Raw genomic sequence first — 24,966 nt, forward strand, 5'->3', positions numbered from 1 at the left:
TCTGTTAAAAGCTGTTGTTTATTTTCCGTAAGAGGCTTATTCAACAATAGGGCCGAAAAGTCGAAGACTTGATTTCGAGATAATAGTGGAGTTTAGGGGCTCCGGGAAACGATTCGCTTTCCGTGGGCGTGTGCTGAGTCTCCTCAGGCTTCGCCTTGCGGGGCCTCATCTATCACTCAACTCCCACAGGAGTCTCACCGTTTCCCTACGCCCCTTGCCATAATAGGAAATTCTCGAAATCACACTTATGGAAATCGACCATGATAGAAAGAAGACTTTGGCGCCCTTATATCCTTTTTAAATGCGTCAACATGAAGGTTTCAGCTACATTCTTACTCTTTTTGAAGGGTTCGTTTATTACAACTGGCTGGATGGGAAGGGAAACGGCGAGACTCCCGCGGGAGAAGGGGCTAGGCGAGATCCCGCAGGGCTTTAGCCCGAGGAAGCTTGCCAGGTCCCCCGCAGGAAAGCGAGTTGTTTCCCAGACCATCCCAATCCTTTCATGGTAACGGACCTAACTATCTCGAAACTGAGTCTTCAGCAAAAGGGAGCTTTAACTGTAAAATCAGCACTGAGATTTAACAGATATTAAAGAACTTCCTTTCTATAGTTCTTTTATCATATACAGATTAACATTTTAAGGATATTGGACCTTAATTTTGTAATAATAGCTAAACAAAACTCAAACACCAATTTCATCCATCCTCAATATTCCTTCGCTAGACTTGTAGTTGAACATAGCGAAGGGAGAGAGGAATATGAAACAATTTGTGTCTACTTTATCAGTAGGAGCCATAGCTCTTATGATGTTTTTTGCTCCAGGAGAAAGCGCCTTTGCAAGTGAGGGCATGGCGACGAAAGAACAGAAACAAGTACTTAACATCGCTCACCGTGGAGCATCTGGCTATGCACCGGAAAACACGATGGCTGCTTTCGAGAAAGCCGTAGATATGAAAGCGGATATGTTTGAGCTGGATGTACAAATGAGTAAAGATGGAGAATTAGTGGTTATCCATGACACGACGGTCGACCGCACTACAGACGGAACAGGGAGTGTAAAAGATTTAACGCTGGAAGAGCTGAAAAGCCTTGATGCTGGAAGCTGGTTTGGTGAAGTGTTTGCCGGTGAAACAATTCCTACTCTTGGCGAAGTCCTCGATGAATACAAAGGAAAGTCCGGAATTTTGATTGAAATGAAATCACCTGCCCTCTACCCGGGCATCGAACAAAAAATTGCCGATGAGTTAACCTCCCGCAAGTTAGACAAGCCGGAGAACGAAAAAATCATCGTCCAATCGTTCGACCATGAATCAGTCCAGAAATTCCATAATATATTACCGGAGGTTCCAGTCGGTGTCCTGCTTGGTTACAACCCGGAAGGAATTTCAGATAAGCAGTTGGATAGGTTTGAAGAATATGCAGACTATGTCAACCCTAGCAAAGGCATGATCGATGCCTCTCTTGTAGAACGAATTCATGACTACAACATGAAGACGCACCCCTGGACAGTACGAGATCGTGAATCTGCCAATTTCTTATTAGAAGTTGGTGCTGACGGTATCATTACAGATTATCCAGATTACGTTGATCCACGCCCATAATATAACAGACACTTTCCATTAAAGGCCGGCTCACCAAGAGCCGGTCTTTATTTATAGGTGAAGAGCATCAACTAGAGTTTTAAAGGCAAAACTGAGTGTAAGGGAGATCAACTTTTCATCAATCAAACGTTTGAACAAGGGAAGCTTTTTTGTCGATTACCACTTAGCAAATGAAAGCTTTTGTCGAAAATGAGAAACTTACGATCCCCTCCCCCACTGTATAGCAATTCCTGTGTGTTTTGTATCATGTATCTACTCATAGGTCGCTCAAGTTTCAGATTTTACCATCTGGGTAAAATTTAATAACACTATTTAAATTGTTTCTATAGGATTTTTCTAGTCTTTAGACATATTTTTTGATACTCTTTAGGATGGAGAGAAAGAAAGCGGTTTTACATGTGGTATCCGGGCATTTCATCGGATAAACAGTATAATGTTAAAAGGGGTATAACTATGAAGAGATTAGTCATTTTAGGCGGCGGATACGGCGGGGTTAAAATATTGCTGAACCTTATTGATAATGACCTGCCGAAAGACGTCCATATCACCATGATCGATAGAAACCCGTACCACTCCCTGAAGACGGAATTCTATGCGATTGCAGCTGGAACAGAATCGGACAAAAATGTTCGTATCGAATTTCCAGAGCATGACCAAGTCGATTATGTATATGGAGAAATAGAAAAAATCGATACGGAACAAGAACAGATTATCGTCCAGGATAATAGAGAACCAGTAGCGTATGATTATTTAGTCATTGGACTGGGCTGTGAAGATAATTACCACGGTATTGAAGGTGCAAAGGATTTCACCGAAAGTGTCCAGACATTTGCCAAAGCGCGACACACCGGGATTGCCATAGGTAACTTGAAAGCCTACGGAATGGTGTCGGTAGTCGGCGCCGGTTTAAGCGGAATCGAAGTCGCCTCTGAAATCAGGGAAAGCAGGCCGGACTTGAACATTCGGCTGCTGGATCGCGGGGAAACCGTGTTAAGGGCTTTTGATAAGAAGATTCAGGATTACGTAGAAGAATGGTTCGAAAAGAACGATGTAGAAGTCATCCATAATGCCAACGTCGAATATGTGGAAAAAGACGGGGTATGCAACAATGGCATCTGTTATGTGAATGACGTTACGATTTGGACCGCCGGTGTGCGGCCGAATGTCTTAGTACGGGAGCTGCCGTTTGAAAAGGATTCCCAGGAAAAAGTCATTCTTAATGATTATTATCAGGTCCCTTCTCAACCAAACGTGTATGTGGTTGGTGACTGTGCAGCATCTGAGCATTCACCAAGTGCTCAGCTGGCTGGACAGCAGGGCGAACAAATCGCTGAAGTATTATCTGCGATCTTAAAAGGTAAGGAACCGGATAAACCAGGTGAAGTTAAATTGAAAGGCGCGCTTGGTTCCCTCGGTAAATCTGATGGATTCGGAAATATGCTCCAGAAACCTGTTACCGGGCTGCTGCCACGCCTGGCCAAATCAGGTGTGCTATGGTTGAACAAACGACATTAATACGAAGAAAACAGCTGATCAGCATAGTGCTGATCAGCTGTTTTTATAAACTTTAATGAAGAGGGTTATGCTCTTGCCAGCATCCGGTCTAACGCTTTTTTAGCATCACTTGCTATGTCCTCTTTCACTTCTATGACATTAGGGTGCTCACCCTGCTCTATGGCTTCCAGACACCATGCTAAATGCGGAAGATCAATGCGATTCATTGTAAGGCATGGACACATATTCGGGTTCAAAGAGATAATATGTTTATCCGGGTTCTCCTTAATGAGCCGGTTGACGAGATTCATTTCTGTACCAATTGCCCAGGCACTTCCAACTGGAGCGTTTTTGATTGTTTGAATAATATAGTTGGTCGAACCGGCTTCGTCAGCAAGATCTACCACTTCCCTCCTGCACTCAGGATGAACGATGATTTGCATATTAGGGAATTGTTCACGAACTTGCTTTACGTTGGCAACCGTAAAGTTTTCGTGCACAGAACAATGCCCTTTCCATAAAATCACTTTTACTTCTTCCAGCGGACAATCATGAAACAATCGCTCCAATATTGGATCCCAAACCGCCATATGATTAAGTGGTATTCCTAAGTTAAAGGCTGTATTACGTCCTAAATGCTGATCAGGCAAGAATAGTATCCGTTCTTTTTGTCTAAAAGCCCAGCTTACCATTTTTTCCGCATTAGAAGAGGTGACAGTAGCCCCTTCATGTTTTCCGACAAAAGCTTTGATGGCTGCAGTTGAATTGACATAAGTGAGTGGAAGAATCGTATCCCCAAACAAGTCCATCAGCGATTTCCAGGCTTTTTCTGTCTGGTTCAAATCTGCCATGTCTGCCATCGAGCAACCCGCCCGCATATCAGGAAGGTATACCGTTTGGTCCTGTTTCGTTAAAATATCTGCTGTCTCAGCCATAAAATGAACACCACAAAAAACGATGGCTTCCGCATCCTGATTTTCCGCAGATAGCTGGGCCAGCTTCAACGAATCCCCGCGAGCATCGGCGAATTGAATGACTTCATCCTTTTGATAATGGTGTCCAGGTAGAAACAGCCGCTTTCCCATACGCTCCTTCACTGCACTGACTCGTGCTTCAAGTTCTTCCACAGGCATGTTTTTATACCGCTCAGGCACGGTCGGATTTTTTTGCTGTAATGTTTCTAAGACATTCATTTTACAAGACTCCTTTCTATGACTGGTACTTTCACACTGATATCAAGGGCAGGTGCCGAATGGGTCAAACATCCGAGGGAGATATAATCCACGCCACAATCACGGAACAACCCTAAGTGATCGACTGCTATGCCTCCGGATGCTTCTGTTTTTATGGAAGGAGGAACGAGTTGGATCAGCTCATTGATTTCATCCGGGGTACGGTTATCAAACATGATACAATCAACTCCCGCTTCCACCGCTTCTATCACTTGTTCCCTGGTTTCCGTTTCCACTTCAATTTTGACCATGTGACCCAGTTCTTCTCTAAGCTTGACTACAGCACTGGTAAGCGAACCTGCAAAAGCGATATGATTGTCTTTCAACATCACGGCATCATAAAGGCCGTTGCGATGATTGTATCCTCCTCCAGTCCTAACCGCATACTTTTCCAGCATCCTAAGTCCTGGAGTCGTCTTCCTCGTATCACAAATTCTTGTATGATTACTGTCCAGATTTCTGACCGCTTTCCTTGTCAATGTAGCAATACCGCTCATCCGCTGCAGAAGGTTTAAAATGACCCGTTCCCCTTTAAGGAGACTGGCCATGTTCCCGTAAGCTCTGGCGATTTGATCACCTTCATAAAGCTCACACCCATCCTGCTTGAACAACTCTACCTCAACTTCCGGATCAAGCATTTCAAACCCTGTACGGATGATGTCGATTCCGCACAATATACCCGTCTGTTTGGAAAGGAATTGGACCTCCCCTTCCGTATTCTTATCGAATAATATTTCACTTGTAATGTCCTGCTCTCCGATATCCTCGATGAAAAAACTTTCAAGTGAACGCCGCAGCATCAATAGATTCATAGATTTCACCCTGCTTTCTATTTTTATGTAACCGAACATGTTTATGTTGCCAACCGGACCTTTCAAACGGGAAATCCTGCCTAAAATGACCGCCTCTACTCTCTTCCCGTTCCAACGCAGATATTGTTATCAGCTTTGAAGTGATAAGCATAAATACACGGCTGATTTCACTGATAGTCAGCCCATCCATATCCTCCGGGAGGGAAAACGAATCCAGCCATTCCCGTTGCTGGGTCAGTTCGTTTTTATTCCTTATGATGCCTACTCGCTTCATCATTGATTGCTGTATTTCTTCCATAGAAGGGAGGATGACTTCACATTTTTCCTCACTATATCGGGGAGCCTGGAAGCTGATTTTCTCTTTCGACTGATGGTTGATATGCTCAGCCAACCTTTTTCCATATACCAGCCCCTCTAATAACGAATTGCTGGCGAGCCGGTTCGCACCATGGACACCGGTACAAGCTACCTCTCCTATGGCATAAAGTCCCTTCACCGTTGTACGTCCTACATCATCCGTCCGAATGCCTCCCATTAAAAAATGACAGCCCGGGGCAACTGGAATTTTCCCCTCTTCTACAGCAATTCCGTGCTTCTCACATAAGCGAGTCACTGTAGGAAACTTCCTGGTAAAATTGTCGATACTGGTGATATCTAAAGACACCTCTCTCCCTTGCTGAATGTGGTCGTAAATAGTCTGGGCCACAATATGACGAGGAGCTAAATCTTCCAGGGGGTGTACTCCTTTCATGATAGCCATACCTTCTTCATCAACCAGGAATGCGCCATCTCCCCGTACCGCTTCAGAAACTAATCCTTTTATATCTCCATTTATGGATAACAAGGTAGGATGAAATTGCACAAATTCCATATCTACAAGTTCGGCCCCAGCAATATATCCAAGGACAAGTCCATCGCCTGTCACAGTTTCGGCATTGGAAGTAGCAGCATAAACTCTCCCGCATCCACCGGTTGCCAGCACAACATGGGGAGCCAGATATGTCTTTATCTTCCCGCCACGGTGCTTGCTTTTTACTCCGTAACAACGACCTTGCTCATCAGTGAGCAATTGATAGACAAATTCATGCTCTTTGACTCTTACATTCGGTCCAATTTTTTGTATAAGGCAATTGACAATCCACTTTCCTGTTTGATCTCCTCCTCCATGAACAATTCGATTGCAGGAATGGGATCCTTCTCTTCCCAATCTCAGTTCCCCTTGTGGGTTCCGATCAAAGTCACATCCAGCTTCGAGCAAAGCGTCGATGACAGAGGGAGCCTGCTTCGTCAATTGAATTACTGCTTCATGGTTGTTGATCCCTCTCCCCGCCTCCAGTGTGTCCCTATAATGATCATAAGGGTCATCTTCAGCCCCTACTGCTGCTGCAACCCCACCCTGAGCAAGAAAAGAGTTGCCGGTCTTTACTTCTGACTTTGTGAGTATAATCACATTAATATCCCTGCGTAAGTTGCCAATCAGTTGTAAAGCAGCGATACCACTTCCGATGATAATTACATCTGCCTGTTCCACCGTGTTATCCACCTCTAATTTTACATGTGTCTTGACACTTATATTTACACAGAATTACACTTATGACAAGTGCTTTTTTCTGGAATGCCGAAAAAGGAGTGGAGAGCATGAAATATTTTGATTACGCGGCCACCTGTCCAATCGATGACATGTCTTTAGAAGTATATAATCAAGCAGCCAAAAACTATTTCGGAAACACAAGCAGCCTGCATGATCAAGGAACTCAGGCAAGCTCACTGGTCGAACACTGCCGCAAGACGCTGGCTGATCAGTTAGGCGTTCAAAAAGAGGGGATTTATTTTACCAGCGGAGGGACGGAGAGCAACCACATCGGTTTATCCATATTAGCTAAATCCGGGAAAGGTAAGCATATCATTACTTCTCAGGCAGAGCATTCCTCGGTTCACAACGCCTTAGAAAAACTAGAAAAAGAAGGCTATGAAATTACAAAAATACCATTTACGAAAGAAGGAATCGTCAATCTAGAGGTATTGGAAGCTGCTATACGAAAGGACACCGTACTGGTTTCCATCCAAACGATGAATGGGGAAATTGGTACCCTGCAACCCGTGGAAGCAATCCATTCTATATGCCAAAAGTGGGGAACCCTTTTTCACAGTGACTGTGTCCAGGCGATTGGAAAAGTAGACTTGCGAACATACACGAAGTATATGGACAGTTTTTCAATATCGAGTCATAAAATATACGGTCCAAAGGGAGTTGGAGCAGTCTACCTTGCTCCATCCATCTCAATTAGTCCGGACCTTTATAACGGTTCCCATGAAAAAGGAGTTCGTGCAGGTACAGTGAATGTACCGGGAATAGCAGCCTTTACTACGGCTGCCCAGGAAAACATTAGCGAGATGAAGGACCAGCAAAAACATATGGCTGCCTTAAAATCTACTTTTGCACAAGCAATGCTCCCAGTTCAACATAAGCTTCATTTCATCGGCAAGACAGCTGATGATGCTCCTATAATTGGTCTGACCCTTGCTGGCATAGAAGGCCAATGGGCCATGCTTGAAGCTAACCGGAAAGGTTATGCCATATCAACCGGCAGTGCCTGTACAATTCAAGACCATGCGCCGGTCAAAACATTGCTGGCTATGGGATATCCGGAGGAAAAAGCAAGAACATTTGTCCGTATATCTTTTGGCAAACAAACGACCACAGCAGACGTTCAAGGGTTAGCAGACTGCCTGATTGCCATGATGACCGTTAGTAATCCAGCCGTAAGAGCCGAAGTCTGAATTTTAAAACCCCTTCTGCTAGAATAATAGTAGTGTAATCAGAAAGGGGTATCCTGATGATTAATGTACAAAATATCAAAACAGCGCAAGAAAATATTGCTGACACCATTCACACCACACCGATCCTGCAGTCCGCACAGCTCTCCAAGCTGTGTAATAATCAGTTATTTTTGAAATCAGAACACCTGCAAAAGACAGGTTCATTCAAAATCCGCGGTGCTACGAACAAAGTAAAACAAGCAGTCAAAGAAGGAGCAAAATCAATCACCGCCGCATCTTCCGGCAACCATGGCCAGGCTGTAGCTTATATCGCTAACCAGCTGGACGTCCCCGCTACTATTGTAGTGCCTACAGACGCCAACCAATGTAAAACGAATGCCATCCAGGCTTACAATGGCAAAATCGAATCCTGCGGCACAACTTCAGCTGAACGGATTCCAAGAGCAAAAGAGCTCGCTGAAGCACAGTCAGGTATCTATATACCGCCCTATGATGATCCTTACATCATGGCCGGTCAGGGGACCGTTGGCCTGGAAATACTGGATCAGGTGAAAGATGTAGACGCAGTTGTCGTACCGGTAGGGGGAGGCGGACTCATTTCCGGTATCCTGACAGCTATAAAAGAAACCAACCCGGCTGTCAAAGTATATGGGGTAGAGCCCGATACCGCTAATGACACGTTCCTCTCCCTACAGAATAATAAAATCACTGCTATCCCAGCTACCAGAACGATCGCTGATGGACTGCGCACGTCACAACCCGGTGATCTGACATTCCCTGTTTTGCAAAAATACCTCGATGAGCTCGTATTAGTCTCGGAAGAGGAGATCCGCTTCGCCTTCAGCTTTGTCATGGAGCGAATGAAGCAGCTGATTGAACCATCCAGCGCAGTTGCCATTGCGGCGATGATTAATGGTCGTCTGCCTTTGGAAAACAAAAACGTCGTTACCGTGGTTTCAGGAGGGAATGTGGATATAGGAAAAATCGAAGAACTGATCGTTAATACCAATCTTAAATAAACAAAAACGAACCCAGTTACTCGATGTAACTGGGTTCGTTCGTCGTGTTACAATTTATTTTTCAATAGACTCGTCAAATAGATCGGTCAATTTAGCGACATTCTCATAGGTGAACTCAAAAGCCATCCTTATCTCACCATATCCTGGCTGATAAACATAACCTTGAACCTCATAGCTGTTGTCATTTTCTCTGACTTTTGTAAGGTGGAAATAACGCTGAATGTACTGCGCCATTTCTTCCAATTTTCTGTTGCGTACCTTGATCCATTGTTCCCTAAGTTCTTCTGTCGGAAAATCCGATTCCTTTAGCATGTGTACACTCCTTTTGAGAGTTATTTATTCCACTGTAACACTTTTCGCAAGGTTACGTGGCTTATCTACATCACAATCACGATGAAGCGCTGCGTAATAGGAAATCAACTGCAATGGAAGTACAGAAACGATCGGTGTCAGCAGTTCATGTACTTTCGGAAGTACAAAGCTGTCGCCGTCTTTTTCCAGTCCTTTCATGCTGATTACACAGGCATTCGCTCCACGGGCAATGACTTCTTGCACATTTCCGCGAATGGAGTCATTGACAGCCGCTTGAGTAGCAAGGGCGATGACTGGTGTCCCTTCTTCAATCAAGGCGATTGTTCCATGCTTCAATTCCCCGCCGGCAAAACCTTCTGCCTGAATATAGGAAATTTCTTTAAGCTTCAATGCGCCTTCAACACCAACGTAGTAATCGATGCTGCGACCAATAAAGAAGCAGTTGCGTGTGGTTTCCAGGAATTCATGCGCTAAATCTTCAAATACTTCTTTTTGATCGGCCATTGCTTCCATTGCGTTTGCTACGATGGCAAGTTCTTGCATCGGATCGAAGTCAAGATCGATTCCTTTGGCATTTGCTGTATCCACACCCAGGATAGCCAGCACTGCCATTTGAGCTGTATAAGCTTTTGTTGAAGCTACAGCGATTTCTGGTCCTGCATGCAAGTGCAAGGTGTAATCCGCTTCACGAGAAAGGGTAGAACCTGGCACATTCGTAATTGTCAATGCCGGGTGTCCCAATTCTTTCGTCTGAACCAGTACGGCACGGCTATCCGCGGTTTCCCCACTTTGAGAAATATAGACGAACAACGGTTTCTCGGACAACAATGGCATGTTGTAGGAGAACTCGCTTGCTACGTGTACTTCCACAGGGATTTCCGCGAACTTTTCAATGAACTGCTTACCAATCAACCCTGCATGGTAGCTGGTACCTGCAGCGATGATATAAATACGGTCACAATCCTTCATAGCCTGGCGTACATCTGGGTCCAGTTTGATTTCATTGTCTTCGTTCTGATATTCTTGGATGATTCGACGGAGCACTAACGGCTGTTCATCAATTTCTTTCAGCATAAAATGAGGGTATGTTCCCTTCTCAATATCTGATTCATTCAGTTCAGCTGTGAATGGCTCACGTTCTTCGACTATAGATCCATCCAACTTTAGGATTTCTACTGAGTCACGACGTAATAGGACAGTTTCTTTATCCATTAGTTCAAGATATTGATCTGTTACTTGCAGCATCGCCATCGAGTCACTGGCGACGACATTGAAGCCGTCTCCCAATCCAACTAGAAGGGGGCTCTTATTTTTAGCGATATAGATAGTATCCTCATCTTCTGCATCAATTAATGCAATCGCATAAGAACCTTTCAATAGTTCAACAGCTTTACGGAATGCAGCCGCTACGTCCTTCATTTCATTATACAGTACTTCAATCAACTGTACGATGATTTCTGTATCAGTTTGACTCTTCAATTCAACATTGGAAAGGTATTCGTCGCGTACCTCCAGATAGTTCTCTATAACCCCATTGTGCACAATATTGAAACGGCCGGATTGACTTTGATGCGGGTGAGCATTTTCCTGACTTGGCGGGCCGTGTGTTGCCCAGCGTGTATGCCCGATTCCAAGTGTTGCCTTGACGTTACTATCGACAGCTTCACGAAGCTGTGCGATGCGTCCTTTTACTTTTGAAATATACACATCTTTATCGCTCAACGTCGCAATACCCGCAGAGTCATAGCCACGGTATTCCAGCTTTTCCAGTCCTTTTAACAAAATTTCTTTCGAATCATCATATCCAATATATCCTACAATTCCACACATGTCGGTGTATCCTCCTTATATCTCCTCAGAAGGGGCAGAGGCCGGCACCCGTGAGGGGCAGCTGTCTGCCCCTTTCTCGTGTATTAATTCTTGCACTTCGTCCAGCTTCGTTGTCCAAAAGAGTCGCCTCTTTGTTTTAAAAACTGAACAAACGGTTGAAGTGCTGCAACCGGGAGGCATCCGCCGAAATCTCGATGAACCTCCTCCTCGTCAACTATTTTCATTCCGAACAGAAAATAGCCCTGGCGCTTTAAACTAGTTACCTGACATGTCCCTCCTTGTTTTTCTTAAATGCACCCTTACTCCATTAACCTGAACAAGCAATCTTTAAACCTGCCGGCCAAAAAAGCAAAGGCTACTAATCATTTTACTCGAGAATGTTTTTAAAGGTCAATCATTATTTTATGACCTTCAACCCAAGAGGTATAATATCTTTTCACCTGGCCTATAACAAAATATGCGCAGCCAGCGGTTATGTGCTGGCTGCGCATAGTCAAGAATGTTATTCAGTCAAACCCAGTTCTTCTTGTACAACTTCGACGACTTTATCTACATACTTTTCGCATTCCTCTTCTGTTGGCGCTTCTACCATGATCCGTACAAGCGGTTCCGTACCGGAAGGACGGACAAGGACACGGCCTTGTGTACCCATCTCTTCTTCTACCGCTTTGATCGTATCCTGAATACGCGGGTGAGTCTGAACCGCAGCTTTATCGGTTACTTTCACATTTTTCAAGACCTGTGGAAATTTCTTCATTTCAGCAGCAAGTTCCGACAACGTCTTGCCTGTATCTTTCATAACATTGATAAGCTGCAATGCACTAAGCATTCCATCTCCTGTTGTATTGTAATCTAAGAAAATGATATGACCAGATTGCTCACCACCAAGGTTATAGCCGCCCTGTCTCATTTCTTCCATTACATATCGGTCGCCTACCGCTGTTTTATCGCTCTTCATCCCATTAGCTTCAATCGCCTTATAGAAACCAAGGTTACTCATAACAGTGGAAACAACAGTAGAATGATTTAACAAACCGGATTCGTTCATATGCTTTCCGCAAATGTACATGATGTGATCTCCGTCAACAATATTACCCTTTTCGTCTACAGCAATCAGACGATCTCCATCGCCGTCAAACGCCAGTCCAATATCGGCACCTTTTTCAAGGACAAGCTTCCTTACTGCTTCTGGGTGGGTGGAACCTACCCCATCATTGATATTCAAGCCATCAGGAGATGAACCGATGGAAGAAATATCTGCTTCTAAATCAGCAAACATATGAGAAGCAAGTGCGGAAGTGGCTCCGTGGGCACAATCCAAAGCAATATGAAGACCATCGAAATCGTGATCAACTGATTGTTTCAAATATTGCATATAGCGCTGAGCGCCTTCAAAGTAATCGTTCACTTGACCCAGGTCCCCGCCCGTCGGACGCGGAAGGTCGTCTGCTTCTTTTTCAAGTAGTGCTTCAATTTCATTCTCCTGGTCATCAGAAAGCTTGAAACCATCTGGACCAAAGAACTTGATTCCGTTATCCTCTACTGGATTATGGGATGCGGAAATCATCACTCCTGCTTCTGCTCCTAAAGCTTTAGTCAGGTAAGCGACTCCTGGAGTAGAAATGACGCCGACTCGCATTACTTCTGCTCCAATCGATAGCAATCCTGCAGTTAGAGCGCCTTCAAGCATGTGACAGGAGATTCTCGTGTCACGCCCTATCAGCACCTTTGGCTTCTGTGCACCTTTAGTCACTGTATACCCACCAAAGCGTCCTAATTTAAAAGCCAGTTCCGGGGTCAGATCCTTGTTCGCGACTCCTCGTACTCCATCTGTACCAAAATATTTACCCATGATGTGTTCTCTCTCCTTCGTTCATTCCAAACATTCTATTATTATCCAATACGTATCGTTGCATTTGGATTAGTAAGTTCAAATGATGTATTTTCTGGTCCGGTGATTTCGATCGGCACTTCATGTTCACCAGCTTCTAAGCCCTCGACGTCAATGACTGCCTGAATATCCTCTGATCCAAGATTGTTGATATCCGCTTCATTTCCATAAACCGTTACTGCTATTTGTTGATTATCTGGATTAATAAAACTGACGGAACCTTCTCCTGGCGGGTTAGCCACCCCTATTTCTATATCTTCAATCACCTGTTCTGCCTGTTCCTCCGCTTCAACAACTTCTACATCTACCTCTACCGTTTCAGGATCGACTTTCTTAATACCTTTAGGTACAGGAATTTCTGCCTCTACTGTAGTTGATTCCGTTAAATCACTAACATCTACTTCAAGATTTGCAATCCTTCCGATTTGACTGATGGCTTCCAACGGACCATAAATTGTAACTTCTTCCACTTCCGGATTCACCGATCGAATTGCATAGCCTTCTGGAACCTCGCCCTTCGTTTGTACCTCAATCGGCACTTGCTTACTTGGGAGGTTAATAGGTACCGTAACATTAACTATGTTCGGTTCCACCAGCACGTCCAATTCATTTCCTTGGGTATCATATACTTTAACAGGTGCCTGGACATTTTCAATAGTGTCCGTAGTGTCTCTGACGTCTACAATCGCCTTGACGAGTGCGACACTATCCACCAGGTCCTTCCCGCCGGTAACCGTCACTTGGGATGGCTGGATAGTTGCCTCGCCTATTTCATAATTGTTTACGAGTTCCTCGTCATTAATTAAATCGACGCCGACCTCGAAGTCCCTCTCCACCTTTTCTTCAATAGTCACTTGAACTGTTTTTGGCTCAATATTGACGTTAAGACGATTGGATATACCACTATGCATAACGTCCACCGAATGAGTCCCCGGTCCGTAATCCTGAAGGTCTAAGTATACTTCAAAGTTTTTCTGGCGGACAACCGGCGTCATAACACTATTCGGACCTTCTAAGGTTACGGCTACACTTTGAGGCACTCCACTGATCGTATATTTATCATCGTCGTATTTGACGTCCAATGGAATATTGCTCAGCACTTCAAACTCCTTGGAGCCATCATTGATCAGTAAGGCATCGCTTTGCGAATTGTCATCTAAATTCACCGTAGTCCATAATAAAATAGCAAGTAATAAGGAGATGACACGAATAAACCAGGGGCTATTAAACCATTTATCCATCTTTCTTCCCCCTCCAGTTCCATGTCTTTGCAGCAGGGGCTTTCACCGGCGCATTCAATTCTTTATGGAGAATTTCATCAAGCTTTTCCTGATCCAGTTCACGGTGTAATTCACCATTTTTTGTACAAGAAATATTACCTGTTTCTTCAGATACGATAATCGTCAAGGCATCTGTCACTTCACTGATTCCCATCGCTGCCCGGTGACGGGTACCCAATTCTTTTGAGATAAAAGGACTCTCTGATAAAGGTAAGTAACAAGCAGCGGCAACAATTTCATCCCCACGGATAATTACCGCTCCATCGTGTAATGGGGTGTTTGGAATAAAAATATTTGTCAGCAATTCGCTGGTCAGGCGGCCTTCAATATTAATGCCTGTTTCGACATAATCTCCCATACCCGTTTCTCTTTCAATTGTAATCAAAGCTCCAATCCGACGCTTCGCCATATAGTTACAAGATTTGATGATAGCCTGTATGGATTTTTCTACACCCTGCTCTTCTGAAGTCGATCTGCTGAAAAAGCTTCCCCGCCCTAACTGCTCTAATGCACGTCTGAACTCAGGCTGGAATAAGATGATAATTGCAAGAAAACCCCATGTGATCGCTTGTGAGGTCAGCCATCTTAACGTAGAAAGCCCGAATAAGTTGCTAAACAGCCATATTGCCAGAACAACGAAAATCCCTTTTAACAACTGGACAGCTTTCGTTCCCCTGATCAACATGATCAATTTATATACAACAAACCAGACGAGGGCGATATCAATTGCTATAAGTAAATAATCTAATACATCAAGTCCCCCATCAAGCATGTCTACACTTCCTTTTAACAGTAATTACATTTATAAAAACAAAGTACATATAATTATATCATACTTAACATGTACATTGATAATGCACTCCCCGTGTTCCAAAAAAAATAAGACTGTCTGGCATGACAGCCTTACTTTTATTACCCGTTCCCTAAAGAAAATACGCCTTCTACTGTTTTTTTGATATGATACCACATCCACTCGAACACTTGATTCACTTCATTTACTTCACCGCTGACATAGGCCATATATTTTTCCCCGTCTAAAGGAGAATCTTGCACACTATCCTGTTCCAGAATGTCACCGTTTATAATCGTAACATCACCATTTACGGCTCCATCTATCCGCAAATCACCATTACGGACTAACAGGTCCCCTTCGACTGTAACATCCTCCGGCACGATAACTACCTGATTCTGTATAACAAGGTTTTCCTGTTTAGAAACAGTAACTTGCTGGTCTTCTGTCCAGGCTGAGAAGACGCCACCGAACATCATGAGGAAAAATACTGCTGCCGCTGTGAAGAAAGGATGATTCTTGAACCAACGCATATAATGATTGCGCTTTTTCTGTTGTGGTAAATTAGACATTACATTAGCAGTAAAGTCCTCAGGTGCAGATATAGGACTCGAGCTCTTTACGAGACTTATGGTCCGCTTCAATTCATGGAAGTGAGTCTGGCAGTCCCTGCAGGACTCCAAATGCAAGCGTAATTTCTTTTCTTCTTCTTGTGTCAAACCGTCGTCTAAATACTTATGCATTAAACCGATAGCTTCTTGTTTACAATTCATTCCCTCTCACTCCTTTTACACGTGGCGAAGCCTTTTTCGCAACGTTTCCCTCCCCCGGTGAATCCGGGTTTTCACGGTACCAACAGGAATCTCCAACACATCAGCTATTTCCTGTAAGGACAGTTCATCTAAAAACCTCAGTACAATTACACTTCGGTATTTAGGAGGCAAGGCCAAAATTTCTTCATGGATATAAGTCTGTAACTCCAGACTTTCCACTTCTTCCTCGGGCAACGCTTGATCCGCTGCTAGTTGAGAATACATATTCAACCCTTCCGTGCCTTTAACTTCAGCATCCAGAAAATAATCGGGTTTTTTCTTACGAATGCGATCGATTGTAAGATTCGTAGCAATCCGATATATCCAGGTTGAAAACTTCCTCCGCTCATCAAACCGGCCAATGTTCGTATAAGCCCGGATAAAGGCTTCTTGTGCAAGATCCTCTGCTTCATGTGCATTACCTATCATGCGGAAGCAAATTTGGTATACTTTATTCTGATAAGAAGATACTACATCTTCAAATGCAGTTTGATCCCCTTTTTTTATCTGTTTAATTTTCTCTTTTATCAAGGTTTCCATTGTCTATACCTCCGCTATACTTGCGGTATTACCTCTACGATTCAAAACATCGAAAGGTTTCAAAAAAAATTAAAAAACTCAAGAAAAAAATCCCAATTAAAGTTTAACATCTTTTCAGCGAGGGTATGGGGTTCAATATAAAATAAATTAATAACACCTTAATATTTTTTGTTATGGAGGACATAATGGAACAAAAAAAGCTTATTCTGGTAGAGATTGAAAAGTGCAGAAAAGAAATGAACGATTTATCCAAGCACTTGGATCTATCGTCAGAAGAGGTAGTTAATATCAGTAGACAATTAGATCAATTGCTTAATCAGTTCGAAAAAGCCAGGTAAATAAAACAGCAACCTATCCTAATAGATAAGCTGCTGTTATTTTTTTGCTTTATTTTAGTTTTTCGCCAAATAAAGATCCCATCAAACCTACCGCGACACTTGCCGTACGATTTTTCTCATCAAGAATCGGGTTAACTTCAACAAACTCTGCTGATGTAATTAAACCAGACTCATGCAGCATTTCCATCGCTAGATGACTTTCCCGATAGCTTAAGCCGCCCATAACCGGTGTTCCGACCCCAGGAGCAGTATCCGGATCCAAACCATCCAGATCAAGACTCAAATGCAGCCCATCTGTACGATCCTTCAAGTAGTCGATAGTTTCCTGCATAACTGCTGACATCCCCATGCGATCCACTTCATGCATGGTATAAACTTTGATTCCTTTTTCTTTAATTAGTTCCCGCTCTCCTGCATCTAAGGAACGAGCCCCGATTATCACAATGTTTTCTGGTTTGACTTTTGGCTGATACCCGTGAATGTTGACTAACCTTTCATGACCAATACCAAGGCTCACCGCGAGCGGCATACCATGAATATTCCCAGAAGGTGAGGTTTCATTATTGTTCAAGTCACCGTGCGCGTCATACCATATGACCCCTAAATTTTCATAGTGCTTCGAAACTCCAGCAAGTGTTCCGATAGCAATACTATGATCACCGCCAAACACAAGCGGAAAACTTCCCTCTTCGATAATTTCATCTACTCTTTGCGCAAGTTTCTCATTACCTTCCATCACTTCATTTAGATTACGTAAATTATCAACAAGCTCTTTTTGCTCGCCCTTTTGCTGTGCAATCTCTACATTGCCGAGATCTTCTATGACAAGTTCTAATTTTTCTAAACGTTCAAGGACACCAGCATAACGAATGGCACTAGGTCCCATATCAACGCCACGTCGATTTTGTCCAAGATCCATTGGTACTCCTAAAATGGAAAGCTTCTTCATAACGTCATCCTCCTTCTTCTACTCTCTATTATTGTAGACGCTTTCAGATAAATGACTCAACCAGACACGATTTTGTATATATATACGAGAAAATCCCTGCACACGAAAAAAGCTGACATGGTAGTAGCATGTCAGCTTTCATCTCGTCTGAATTTATGAAGTCGCTAGTAATGGTACAAGAAATGGTGGAGCCTAGCGGGATCGAACCGCTGACCTCCTGCGTGCAAAGCAGGCGCTCTCCCAGCTGAGCTAAGGCCCCTAAATAAGTTATTCTACGTAGTCAAAATCGTATTTATGGAGCACTTCCAGTACACGATCAATCTTTAGCTAAGAAGTTAATTCAACGTAGCAAAAGATTAAATTGGAGCACTTCCAGTACACGATTGATTTTTAACTTGGAAGTCAATTCGACGTAGTTAAAAATCTTTATAATGGAGCGGGAGACGGGATTCGAACCCGCGACCCCCACCTTGGCAAGGTGGTGTTCTACCACTGAACTACTCCCGCATAACAGTGATACAAGTGAGCCATGAAGGATTCGAACCTTCGACCCTCTGATTAAAAGTCAGATGCTCTACCAACTGAGCTAATGGCTCATTAATTTAAAAAGTATTACAATCCAGTTGAGCGTGGTGCTCGTCGTGTTGCAAGGTAATTCAGGTGATGCCTCACTCCTCGCAAAGCCTACGGTGATGTAGTTCAAGGAAGTTTACGGCTTCTCTACCAACTGAGCTAATGGCTCATAATCTTTATTTTATAAATAAGTGGCTGGCCCAGCTGGATTCGAACCAGCGCATGACGGAATCAAAATCCGCTGCCTTACCGCTTGGCTATGGGCCATTAAAAAAATAGTACAAGTAATAAGTACTATTTGCTTTTTTTATAAAGTTAATTCATAGTCAAATGAAAAAATAAATGGTGGAGGGAGTAGGACTCGAACCTACGAACCCGATGGGAGCGGATTTACAGTCCGCCGCGTTTGGCCAACTTCGCTATCCCTCCAAGAAAGTCACTTAGACATTATAACAGAAACATATTTTAAGTTTCAACAGTTTTCTACAAGAAATCACTGGAAATCTTCTTGAAATGTTTCATTGTGCCCTTACAGGACTACTATCGTTCCCTATCTTAGAAGTAAACTCGACGTAGTAAGGGAACTATTCAATGGTGCCCTTACAGGACTACAATTGTTTTCTTTCGATGAAGTAATTCAACGTAGTAAGAAAACTTTGTAGGATGCCGGCCAGAGGACTTGAACCCCCAACCTACTGATTACAAGTCAGTTGCTCTACCAATTGAGCTAGACCGGCATATTTTAAGTGTGAACAGAAGGTTTATTGCATTGTGCTCGTCTCGTTGCTAGCTTATTCGGTGAAGCCCGCGCTCCTCGCAAAGCCTACAATGCTGCAGTTCAAAGAAGTTTACGGCTTCTCTACCAATTGAGCTAGACCGGCAAAAACTAAATGGTGGAGGATGCAGGGTTCGAACCTGCGACCCCTTGCTTGTAAGGCAAGTGCTCTCCCAGCTGAGCTAATCCTCCAAAGTGGTGACCCGTACGGGATTCGAACCCGTGTTACCGCCGTGAAAGGGCGGTGTCTTAACCACTTGACCAACGGGCCATTTAAGCAGTTGACAGCCTCTTTAAAGCTTGTCCTCTCAAACTGACAAATATTATTATATACAGACTGTTAGTACTTTGTAAAGAGAAATTTTTATTTTTTTATATACTTTTATAACTCCGCTCTATGGCAAGGAAAATCGCCCCTTAACCCTCAATCATCTACTTTGATGCCAGCCCCCCAATCCCCTTTGCTTAGCATTGTCTCTTATATGATTCTGGATTCTTTCTTACCATGGATTCATTTCTTTTATTTATTGTAAGTTTGTCTCACGTATTCATAAAAACAGGTAAAAACTTAATCGGTACGACCAAAAAAAGAGCCGCCCCTGATCAGGAGCAGCTCATTAAGAACCTTATTCTTCTGTATTGATATATAGCTTTCCTTCTGCAGCTTCCTCAGCCACATTACCATAATCATCAGCGGCTTTTACAACAATCTCGGCACCTTCTGCTACCAGGTTAGAGGTTGCTGTCCAGTAGCCTACGTAATGGCCTTCTTCCGTTTCCATCATCGGCAGCTCTGTAGCCTGATCAGAGAAATTAGTTAATGGCATTCTGATATAGAAAGTAGCGTCAAGTCCAGGATCTGCATCAAACTCGATCTTTACGGACTCACCAGCCCGCATATACTTGTCTTCTGTTGGTTGTAGATTTTCAATATCAGTTGCATTAAATTTAGCATCCACAGTGACTGACTCTTCGACACTGTTACCTGCTAAATCTGTTGCCGTAACCACAATTTCATTTTCGCCTTCTGAAAGCATGATGCGTTTGGAGTATGAGCCATCCTCCTCAACATCAGCAGTTTGACCGTTTACTTCGACACGATCAAGATTTTCTTCTTCTACTTGACCTGCAACTGTAATGACTTCTTTATTTGTTTTATCGCCATTAGTTGGAGTGTCGATAGTTAACACAGGATTTTCTTGATCTAATGTCACTACTACAGGTGCAGATGGATCAGTTGAACCGTTATCCATGGAAGATACCGCTGTTAATTCATTTTCTCCTGTTTCCAGGGTGATATCAACAGCAAAATTTCCATCATCTGTAGCTTCTGTAGTGCCTGCTTCTTCACCATCGTTGTAGACAGTAACTGTTGTCATTGGTGCAGCACTACCTTCTACTGTAATAGATTTTTCATTGGTAAATGATTCATCAGCAGGAGATTCAATCACAGGAGCTTCTGCCGCATAATCGACTAGTGCCCTGATCATGTAGTTACCTTCCGCTTCCGGAGACTTACTCCAGCTTCCACCTACATACTGCCAGCTGCGGTCTGCATAATCTCCGTCTTCATCCGTAGCCAGACCAGGAGTGTCTGGATTAGGATGTGTTTGAATATACACCATATAGAAATCTCCATTTGCAACTATTCCTTTATCAGAGAGGTCTACATGTGTCCATTCCCCATTCCTTAACGCCTCTGCATCATAAGGACCACCAATTTTTTCACCTGGCGCCCCATCTGGTCCTGTAGCGTCATACACTTCAACTTGGAACTCATTGCCACCAGGTACTGGCCATTCTTCTGTCCAGAAGCGGAACAGGCCACCAGTAACCATAGCGGATTCCTGTCCTTCTTCCAAGGACATTTTAACAGCCCAGCCATTGCCAGCATCATAGAACGCACGAGCGTTTTCGGCAGTGCCGTCATCATATCCGATTTCACCAGGATATCCAATGAACGGTTTCAACTCCACATCCACTGTAGTTGTACTGTCTCCCTCAATGGTAACAGGGACATCTTCGCCGTGATAGGATGGAGCCATCACTTTCAACGTGTAATCGCCCTCATAAGCTTCTAGAGTGAATGTGCCATCTTCTCCTGTTTCAACAGGGGCTACTGCGGCATCCTCAACAAGCATCAAGGTAGCACCCTCGATTGGCTCACCAGTTTGTTCGTTTGTTATAGTACCTTCAAGCGTTCCCTTTGAAATAGGGTTCAATGTGAAGTTAGCACTGACTGATCCATCTTCTGGAACCGACACAGACTGCTCACTTGGATGGAAACCGTAAGCATCAGCCACTACTGTAAAATCACCTGCGGCATGCATTAACCTATAGCTGCCATCTGCAGGATTTGTACTAACAGAACGATCCGACTCGACCACTGTTACAGTTGCATCTAAAGGTAATACATTTGGCTCTTTCCCTTTTTTCTTACCTTCTCCACCTTTAAATTGTGGCGTTTTGATATCTGTTACTTCACCTGGAAGCAACTTCTTAGGATTAACAGGTATTTTCATCTTTTTCGACCCTTTATCCTGGAATCCCAAACCTGCTTTTGTGTTTGTGTTTCCAAAAGCATTTAGAGTTTTATTTTGTTTCTTTTTCCCTTTTTTGACGGCAGCTGTTGCACCTGAGGATTCATCCGTCAATGCTACATCATCGATAAACCAGCCTTCTCTTGTAACAAGGAAATCACTTTCAACATGGAAACCGATGAATACATCCTCACCAGCATAATCAGATAGATCAACTTCTGACTCTGTCCAGTCACTGGTGGTTCCATTGTATTCAGCCAACTGCTCCCAATTCTCCATATCCGTGGAAACAACTACATGACCGTAATCATAATTGTTTTCCAGGTTATGCCAAGTTTCGAACTGAAGGAAAGTGTCACCTTCAGGAACTTCTACTGGTGGCATTACTAATGTCATATCGGAATAATTATCGTAATCACCAGTCAGGTTTGTCCCATATACTTTTTCACCAGATGCAGCACCTTCTGGGCCATCTTCCGGTGTACCCCATTCCCAGCTGTTATTTTCACCAAATGACAACCAGCCGGTTGGGACAGTTTCGAAATCTTGTGCATAGCCGACAGTAATGGCATCTTTGATGGTAACTTCAAAAACATCCGTTTCTACTTCATTACCTCCAAAGTCAGTTATCAGCCATTTATAATTCAATTGACTGCCATTCACGATGTCGCCTTCCAAAACAGCCTGGTAGGTTCCTTCTAAATAGTCACCATCTACCAAGTCCGCTTGTACCGTCTCCCAAGAACCATGTCCGTCAATACGGTAGGACAATTCTACAGAACTTACACTGATATTGTCAGTAACACTAGCGATCAATGGAAGTGGGACACCTTCATAGGTTTCTGATGGTGCGTCATGTTCAATAGCAGGAGCTTCATTATCTTCTCCTTCTTCATAAACATGCCCCTTGATTTCCCCAATACCGCTGACTACTGCCGATACAGCAGTATAAGCGTTCACAATACCATGTCCATACCCTTCATTTGGATCTTCAGGATATTGGTCATTCGTAGTTGTATCTGCGGTTTCAAGCATCAACTCTTCTAAGTCATCTACTGACAAAGAGTTATCAGCCTGTAACAGTAAAGCAGCTGTACCAGCTACATGAGGTCCAGCCATTGATGTTCCATTCCAGCCACCTTCATAGCCTCCACCAGGCACTGAAGAGCGGACATTTACTCCAGGAGCAGATATATCCGGTTTAATCTCTCCATCATAAGGCGATGGACCTCTAGCTGAAAAACTAGCTAAACCATCATTAATATCTGTGGCTCCTATAGCGATGGATTCTGGGTAGTTGGATGGTGCAGCAATCGTTCCATCACCAGGCCCATCGTTACCAGCTGAAAATACTGGTACAATACCTGACTCACGCCAGTTTTGGACCATTGGACGATACCACTCATCAAGTCCAGGACCGCCACCCCATGAGTTATTAACGACATCAGGTGCCTGCTCAGGATGAGGGTTACCATCGGCATCTTTTGGAGCTAATATCCATTCACCAGCTTCTAAAAGATCGACGTCTGTCCCGCCAGCTGCAGTAAATGCTTTAACACCAATCCATTTTGCTCCAGGTGCCACACCTACCTGGTTGGAACCATCTTCTTCAGCACCTACCATGGTTCCCATAGTGTGGGTACCGTGACCCTGGTCATCGTAAGGAGTGCCTTGACCTGCAGTAGCATCAAACCAATTGAATTCATGGTTTACAGCATCAGGATTTGCAGGATCAAATCCACGGTATTTTCCCTTTAAGGCTGGGTGGTCCCACTCTACTCCAGTATCAATGTTGGCTACCACAACACCTGTCCCATCGATGCCGGTTTCAGACCATACTTGAGGAGCCCCAACACGGTCGATGTTCCATTCCGTGTTACTCGTTTCTGCTTTGTCAGTTGCTTTAGTAAGAGAAGCTTTTTTTTCAGCTACTCCTTCTACCTTAGGATTCAACTGTCTCGTACGGTTAGGAAGAACCTTTTCTACCTCAGGTAGAGCAGCGATTTTTTTCATTACTTCTACATTACTAGTAACCGCCATTGCGTTTACGATATAATAAGATTGAAACGAGGAGACATTCCCTTGTTGTTCAGCTTCAGTCAGCAGCTTCTTCAATTGATGCTGCGTTTCGATTGCCGTCGAACGAAGCTCTGTTACAACTGCAGATGCCTTTACTCGTTTCATTTGCTGCGCTGTAAGAGAAGCCTTGCTATCCTCTGCCTTGGATACTGCTTCTTGCGCAGCTTTTTTTGTATTCCCCTGCTCTTTCATTTTTACAAGGTAAGTAACTTCCTTCTGATCAGCAAACTGATCAATCAGGTCTTGATTCACCTTATTATTCACTTGTTGTTTATTATCTTTGATGGAGACACTTGGGGAATTCTCAGCTGCGGCACTGGTGTAATTGAAGAAAGGTACGATCAAGGCTAGAACTAAAGTTAGACTGAGCCATTTTAATAACCTTTTCTTTCTTTGGGTGCCCAATACAAAAACCCCTTTCTATTTTTTATTCCAACAAAGACTTACTTTTTACCCACTATCCCCCTTCCTTTGTTTTTTGAATTTTCCGATATTCTTAAGATGTTGCTATTAACTTACTAAATATTGACATGTTTTGCTAGATGTTTCTTTTAAAACGGGAATAAACACACATGAAAAATAGGTAAAAAGACACAAAAAAGCGATTTCCTTTTTATAAGGAAATCGCTTTTCATATGAGAGCTTCCAGCCGGATTTGAACCGGCGACCCCTTCCTTACCATGGAAGTGCTCTACCACTGAGCTATGGAAGCAGGATGGCTCCACCGGTAGGATTCGAACCTACGACCAATCGGTTAACAGCCGATTGCTCTACCACTGAGCTACGGTGGAATAATGTAAGTATGTATATCATTGAGCTTTAATCTTAGTTTTATGCTCGTCATTCAACTCTATTTTATCACTTTCTTACTAAAACAGTAATGTTGTATTCCTCGCAAAGCTTGCTTCGTAGTTTATTCGAAGAGGTTGGCTTCGCTACGGTGGAATAATGCAAGTATGTATATCATGGAATGATTTAAGTTAGTGGATATAAAGAAAAAGCCTAGCGGCGTCCTACTCTCACGGGGATAAACCCGACTACCATCGGCGCTGGAGAGCTTAACTGCTGTGTTCGGCATGGGAACAGGTGTGACCTCTCCGCTATCGCCACTAGACCTTTATGATGTAATTGAGGTGAACCCTCAAAACTAGATAAGCAACATTCAACAATCCAACTTCTTCACGAATTTATTTAGTTAAGTCCTCGATCGATTAGTATCCGTCAGCTCCACGTGTCACCACGCTTCCACCTCGGACCTATCTACCTCATCGTCTCTGAGGGATCTTACTCACTCGAAGTGATGGGAAATCTCATCTAG

17 protein-coding genes, 10 tRNA genes and 2 rRNA genes are annotated in these 24,966 nt (G+C 43.5%); 5 read left to right on the forward strand and 24 right to left on the reverse strand.

The window, feature by feature from the left end:
• Positions 1-758: 758 nt before the first annotated feature.
• Both ACGTN9_RS12520 and ACGTN9_RS12525 read left to right on the forward strand, forming a co-directional pair.
• The gene (locus ACGTN9_RS12520) at positions 759-1,601 is read left to right on the forward strand and encodes a glycerophosphodiester phosphodiesterase (protein ID WP_499593255.1); all 843 of its coding nucleotides are present in this window, start codon (positions 759-761) and stop codon (positions 1,599-1,601) included.
• Between the two features lie 453 nt (positions 1,602-2,054).
• Complete coding sequence (locus ACGTN9_RS12525; RefSeq protein ID WP_499593257.1) at positions 2,055-3,116, forward strand: NAD(P)/FAD-dependent oxidoreductase; 1,062 nt, start codon at positions 2,055-2,057, stop codon at positions 3,114-3,116.
• A 65-nt stretch (positions 3,117-3,181) separates the two neighbouring features.
• On the opposite strand, the gene nadA is transcribed toward ACGTN9_RS12525, so the two are convergent.
• From nadA to nadB, 3 genes are read right to left on the reverse strand one after another with little or no spacing between them, the layout of a single operon-like run.
• Complete coding sequence (nadA, locus tag ACGTN9_RS12530) at positions 3,182-4,288, reverse strand: quinolinate synthase NadA (protein WP_499593259.1); 1,107 nt, start codon at positions 4,286-4,288, stop codon at positions 3,182-3,184.
• Positions 4,285-5,139 (reverse strand): carboxylating nicotinate-nucleotide diphosphorylase, encoded by an 855-nt coding sequence (nadC, locus tag ACGTN9_RS12535; RefSeq protein WP_499593261.1) that lies wholly within the window; start codon positions 5,137-5,139, stop codon positions 4,285-4,287. The genes nadA and nadC overlap by 4 nt, the downstream gene beginning before the upstream one ends.
• On the reverse strand, positions 5,108-6,670 hold the full coding sequence (gene nadB, locus ACGTN9_RS12540; protein WP_499593263.1) for an L-aspartate oxidase: 1,563 nt from the start codon (positions 6,668-6,670) through the stop codon (positions 5,108-5,110). The genes nadC and nadB overlap by 32 nt, the downstream gene beginning before the upstream one ends.
• A gap of 107 nt (positions 6,671-6,777) precedes the next feature.
• Between nadB and ACGTN9_RS12545 the strand changes: the two genes are divergently transcribed.
• Positions 6,778-7,920 (forward strand): IscS subfamily cysteine desulfurase, encoded by a 1,143-nt coding sequence (locus ACGTN9_RS12545; RefSeq protein ID WP_499593265.1) that lies wholly within the window; start codon positions 6,778-6,780, stop codon positions 7,918-7,920.
• 56 nt (positions 7,921-7,976) lie between these two features.
• Positions 7,977-8,939 carry a threonine ammonia-lyase gene (locus ACGTN9_RS12550; RefSeq protein WP_499593268.1) on the forward strand — a complete coding sequence of 321 codons (963 nt, stop codon included), beginning with the start codon at positions 7,977-7,979 and terminating at the stop codon, positions 8,937-8,939.
• Between the two features lie 54 nt (positions 8,940-8,993).
• Here the strand turns inward: ACGTN9_RS12550 and ACGTN9_RS12555 are convergent, their stop codons facing one another.
• The 7 genes from ACGTN9_RS12555 to sigW all read right to left on the reverse strand — a co-directional run bounded on the left by ACGTN9_RS12555 (position 8,994) and on the right by sigW (position 16,394).
• Positions 8,994-9,251 carry a hypothetical protein gene (locus tag ACGTN9_RS12555; RefSeq protein WP_093045163.1) on the reverse strand — a complete coding sequence of 86 codons (258 nt, stop codon included), beginning with the start codon at positions 9,249-9,251 and terminating at the stop codon, positions 8,994-8,996.
• 24 nt (positions 9,252-9,275) lie between these two features.
• Positions 9,276-11,081 carry a glutamine--fructose-6-phosphate transaminase (isomerizing) gene (gene glmS, locus ACGTN9_RS12560; RefSeq protein ID WP_499593270.1) on the reverse strand — a complete coding sequence of 602 codons (1,806 nt, stop codon included), beginning with the start codon at positions 11,079-11,081 and terminating at the stop codon, positions 9,276-9,278.
• 502 nt (positions 11,082-11,583) lie between these two features.
• The gene (glmM, locus tag ACGTN9_RS12565) at positions 11,584-12,933 is read right to left on the reverse strand and encodes a phosphoglucosamine mutase (protein WP_499593272.1); all 1,350 of its coding nucleotides are present in this window, start codon (positions 12,931-12,933) and stop codon (positions 11,584-11,586) included.
• Positions 12,934-12,974: 41 nt separating this feature from the next.
• A complete protein-coding gene (locus ACGTN9_RS12570) occupies positions 12,975-14,213 on the reverse strand; it encodes a CdaR family protein (RefSeq protein ID WP_499593274.1) in 1,239 nt (412 codons plus the stop codon).
• A complete protein-coding gene (gene cdaA, locus ACGTN9_RS12575) occupies positions 14,206-15,024 on the reverse strand; it encodes a diadenylate cyclase CdaA (protein ID WP_093045160.1) in 819 nt (272 codons plus the stop codon). Before cdaA ends, ACGTN9_RS12570 begins: the two co-directional genes overlap by 8 nt.
• A gap of 140 nt (positions 15,025-15,164) precedes the next feature.
• A complete protein-coding gene (locus tag ACGTN9_RS12580; RefSeq protein WP_499593277.1) occupies positions 15,165-15,815 on the reverse strand; it encodes a zf-HC2 domain-containing protein in 651 nt (216 codons plus the stop codon).
• A gap of 15 nt (positions 15,816-15,830) precedes the next feature.
• Positions 15,831-16,394 (reverse strand): RNA polymerase sigma factor SigW, encoded by a 564-nt coding sequence (sigW, locus tag ACGTN9_RS12585; RefSeq protein WP_499593279.1) that lies wholly within the window; start codon positions 16,392-16,394, stop codon positions 15,831-15,833.
• A 185-nt stretch (positions 16,395-16,579) separates the two neighbouring features.
• Here sigW and ACGTN9_RS12590 point away from each other — a divergent pair, with 185 nt between their 5' ends.
• The gene (locus tag ACGTN9_RS12590; protein WP_499593281.1) at positions 16,580-16,732 is read left to right on the forward strand and encodes a Spo0E family sporulation regulatory protein-aspartic acid phosphatase; all 153 of its coding nucleotides are present in this window, start codon (positions 16,580-16,582) and stop codon (positions 16,730-16,732) included.
• A gap of 49 nt (positions 16,733-16,781) precedes the next feature.
• Here ACGTN9_RS12590 and rocF read toward each other — a convergent pair whose 3' ends face one another.
• The 14 genes from rocF to ACGTN9_RS12660 all read right to left on the reverse strand — a co-directional run.
• Positions 16,782-17,681: an arginase gene (gene rocF / locus ACGTN9_RS12595; protein ID WP_499593284.1), complete on the reverse strand. Its 900-nt coding sequence runs from the start codon at positions 17,679-17,681 to the stop codon at positions 16,782-16,784.
• A gap of 183 nt (positions 17,682-17,864) precedes the next feature.
• Positions 17,865-17,940 (reverse strand) — tRNA-Ala (locus ACGTN9_RS12600).
• Between the two features lie 173 nt (positions 17,941-18,113).
• Positions 18,114-18,188, reverse strand: a tRNA-Gly gene (locus ACGTN9_RS12605).
• Between the two features lie 16 nt (positions 18,189-18,204).
• Positions 18,205-18,277 (reverse strand) — tRNA-Lys (locus ACGTN9_RS12610).
• A 169-nt stretch (positions 18,278-18,446) separates the two neighbouring features.
• Positions 18,447-18,521 (reverse strand) — tRNA-Gln (locus ACGTN9_RS12615).
• Positions 18,522-18,597: 76 nt separating this feature from the next.
• A tRNA-Tyr gene (locus ACGTN9_RS12620) sits at positions 18,598-18,683 on the reverse strand.
• A 235-nt stretch (positions 18,684-18,918) separates the two neighbouring features.
• Positions 18,919-18,991: transfer RNA gene (locus tag ACGTN9_RS12625), tRNA-Thr, on the reverse strand.
• Between the two features lie 154 nt (positions 18,992-19,145).
• Positions 19,146-19,221, reverse strand: a tRNA-Val gene (locus ACGTN9_RS12630).
• Between the two features lie 4 nt (positions 19,222-19,225).
• Positions 19,226-19,300, reverse strand: a tRNA-Glu gene (locus tag ACGTN9_RS12635).
• 355 nt (positions 19,301-19,655) lie between these two features.
• Positions 19,656-24,053, reverse strand: a complete 4,398-nt coding sequence (locus ACGTN9_RS12640; protein WP_499593286.1) for a S8 family serine peptidase — start codon at positions 24,051-24,053, stop codon at positions 19,656-19,658.
• A 235-nt stretch (positions 24,054-24,288) separates the two neighbouring features.
• Positions 24,289-24,360, reverse strand: a tRNA-Thr gene (locus ACGTN9_RS12645).
• Positions 24,361-24,364: 4 nt separating this feature from the next.
• Positions 24,365-24,439 (reverse strand) — tRNA-Asn (locus ACGTN9_RS12650).
• Positions 24,440-24,648: 209 nt separating this feature from the next.
• A 5S ribosomal RNA gene (rrf, locus tag ACGTN9_RS12655) occupies positions 24,649-24,762 on the reverse strand.
• A 77-nt stretch (positions 24,763-24,839) separates the two neighbouring features.
• Positions 24,840-24,966: ribosomal RNA gene (locus ACGTN9_RS12660) — 23S ribosomal RNA — on the reverse strand; the annotation flags it as partial.

The organism is Halobacillus sp. B23F22_5, assembly GCF_043497085.1.
GTDB lineage: Bacteria > Bacillota > Bacilli > Bacillales > Halobacillaceae > Thalassobacillus.

Coding starts and splice junctions, on each gene's coding strand:
- ACGTN9_RS12520 (WP_499593255.1), top strand. CDS start 759: ATGAAACAATTTGTGTCTACTTTATCAGTAGGAGCCATAGCTCTTATG.
- ACGTN9_RS12525 (WP_499593257.1), top strand. CDS start 2,055: ATGAAGAGATTAGTCATTTTAGGCGGCGGATACGGCGGGGTTAAAATA.
- nadA (WP_499593259.1), bottom strand. CDS start 4,288: ATGAATGTCTTAGAAACATTACAGCAAAAAAATCCGACCGTGCCTGAG.
- nadC (WP_499593261.1), bottom strand. CDS start 5,139: ATGAATCTATTGATGCTGCGGCGTTCACTTGAAAGTTTTTTCATCGAG.
- ACGTN9_RS12545 (WP_499593265.1), top strand. CDS start 6,778: ATGAAATATTTTGATTACGCGGCCACCTGTCCAATCGATGACATGTCT.
- ACGTN9_RS12550 (WP_499593268.1), top strand. CDS start 7,977: ATGATTAATGTACAAAATATCAAAACAGCGCAAGAAAATATTGCTGAC.
- ACGTN9_RS12555 (WP_093045163.1), bottom strand. CDS start 9,251: ATGCTAAAGGAATCGGATTTTCCGACAGAAGAACTTAGGGAACAATGG.
- glmS (WP_499593270.1), bottom strand. CDS start 11,081: ATGTGTGGAATTGTAGGATATATTGGATATGATGATTCGAAAGAAATT.
- glmM (WP_499593272.1), bottom strand. CDS start 12,933: ATGGGTAAATATTTTGGTACAGATGGAGTACGAGGAGTCGCGAACAAG.
- ACGTN9_RS12570 (WP_499593274.1), bottom strand. CDS start 14,213: ATGGATAAATGGTTTAATAGCCCCTGGTTTATTCGTGTCATCTCCTTA.
- cdaA (WP_093045160.1), bottom strand. CDS start 15,024: ATGCTTGATGGGGGACTTGATGTATTAGATTATTTACTTATAGCAATT.
- ACGTN9_RS12580 (WP_499593277.1), bottom strand. CDS start 15,815: ATGAATTGTAAACAAGAAGCTATCGGTTTAATGCATAAGTATTTAGAC.
- sigW (WP_499593279.1), bottom strand. CDS start 16,394: ATGGAAACCTTGATAAAAGAGAAAATTAAACAGATAAAAAAAGGGGAT.
- ACGTN9_RS12590 (WP_499593281.1), top strand. CDS start 16,580: ATGGAACAAAAAAAGCTTATTCTGGTAGAGATTGAAAAGTGCAGAAAA.
- rocF (WP_499593284.1), bottom strand. CDS start 17,681: ATGAAGAAGCTTTCCATTTTAGGAGTACCAATGGATCTTGGACAAAAT.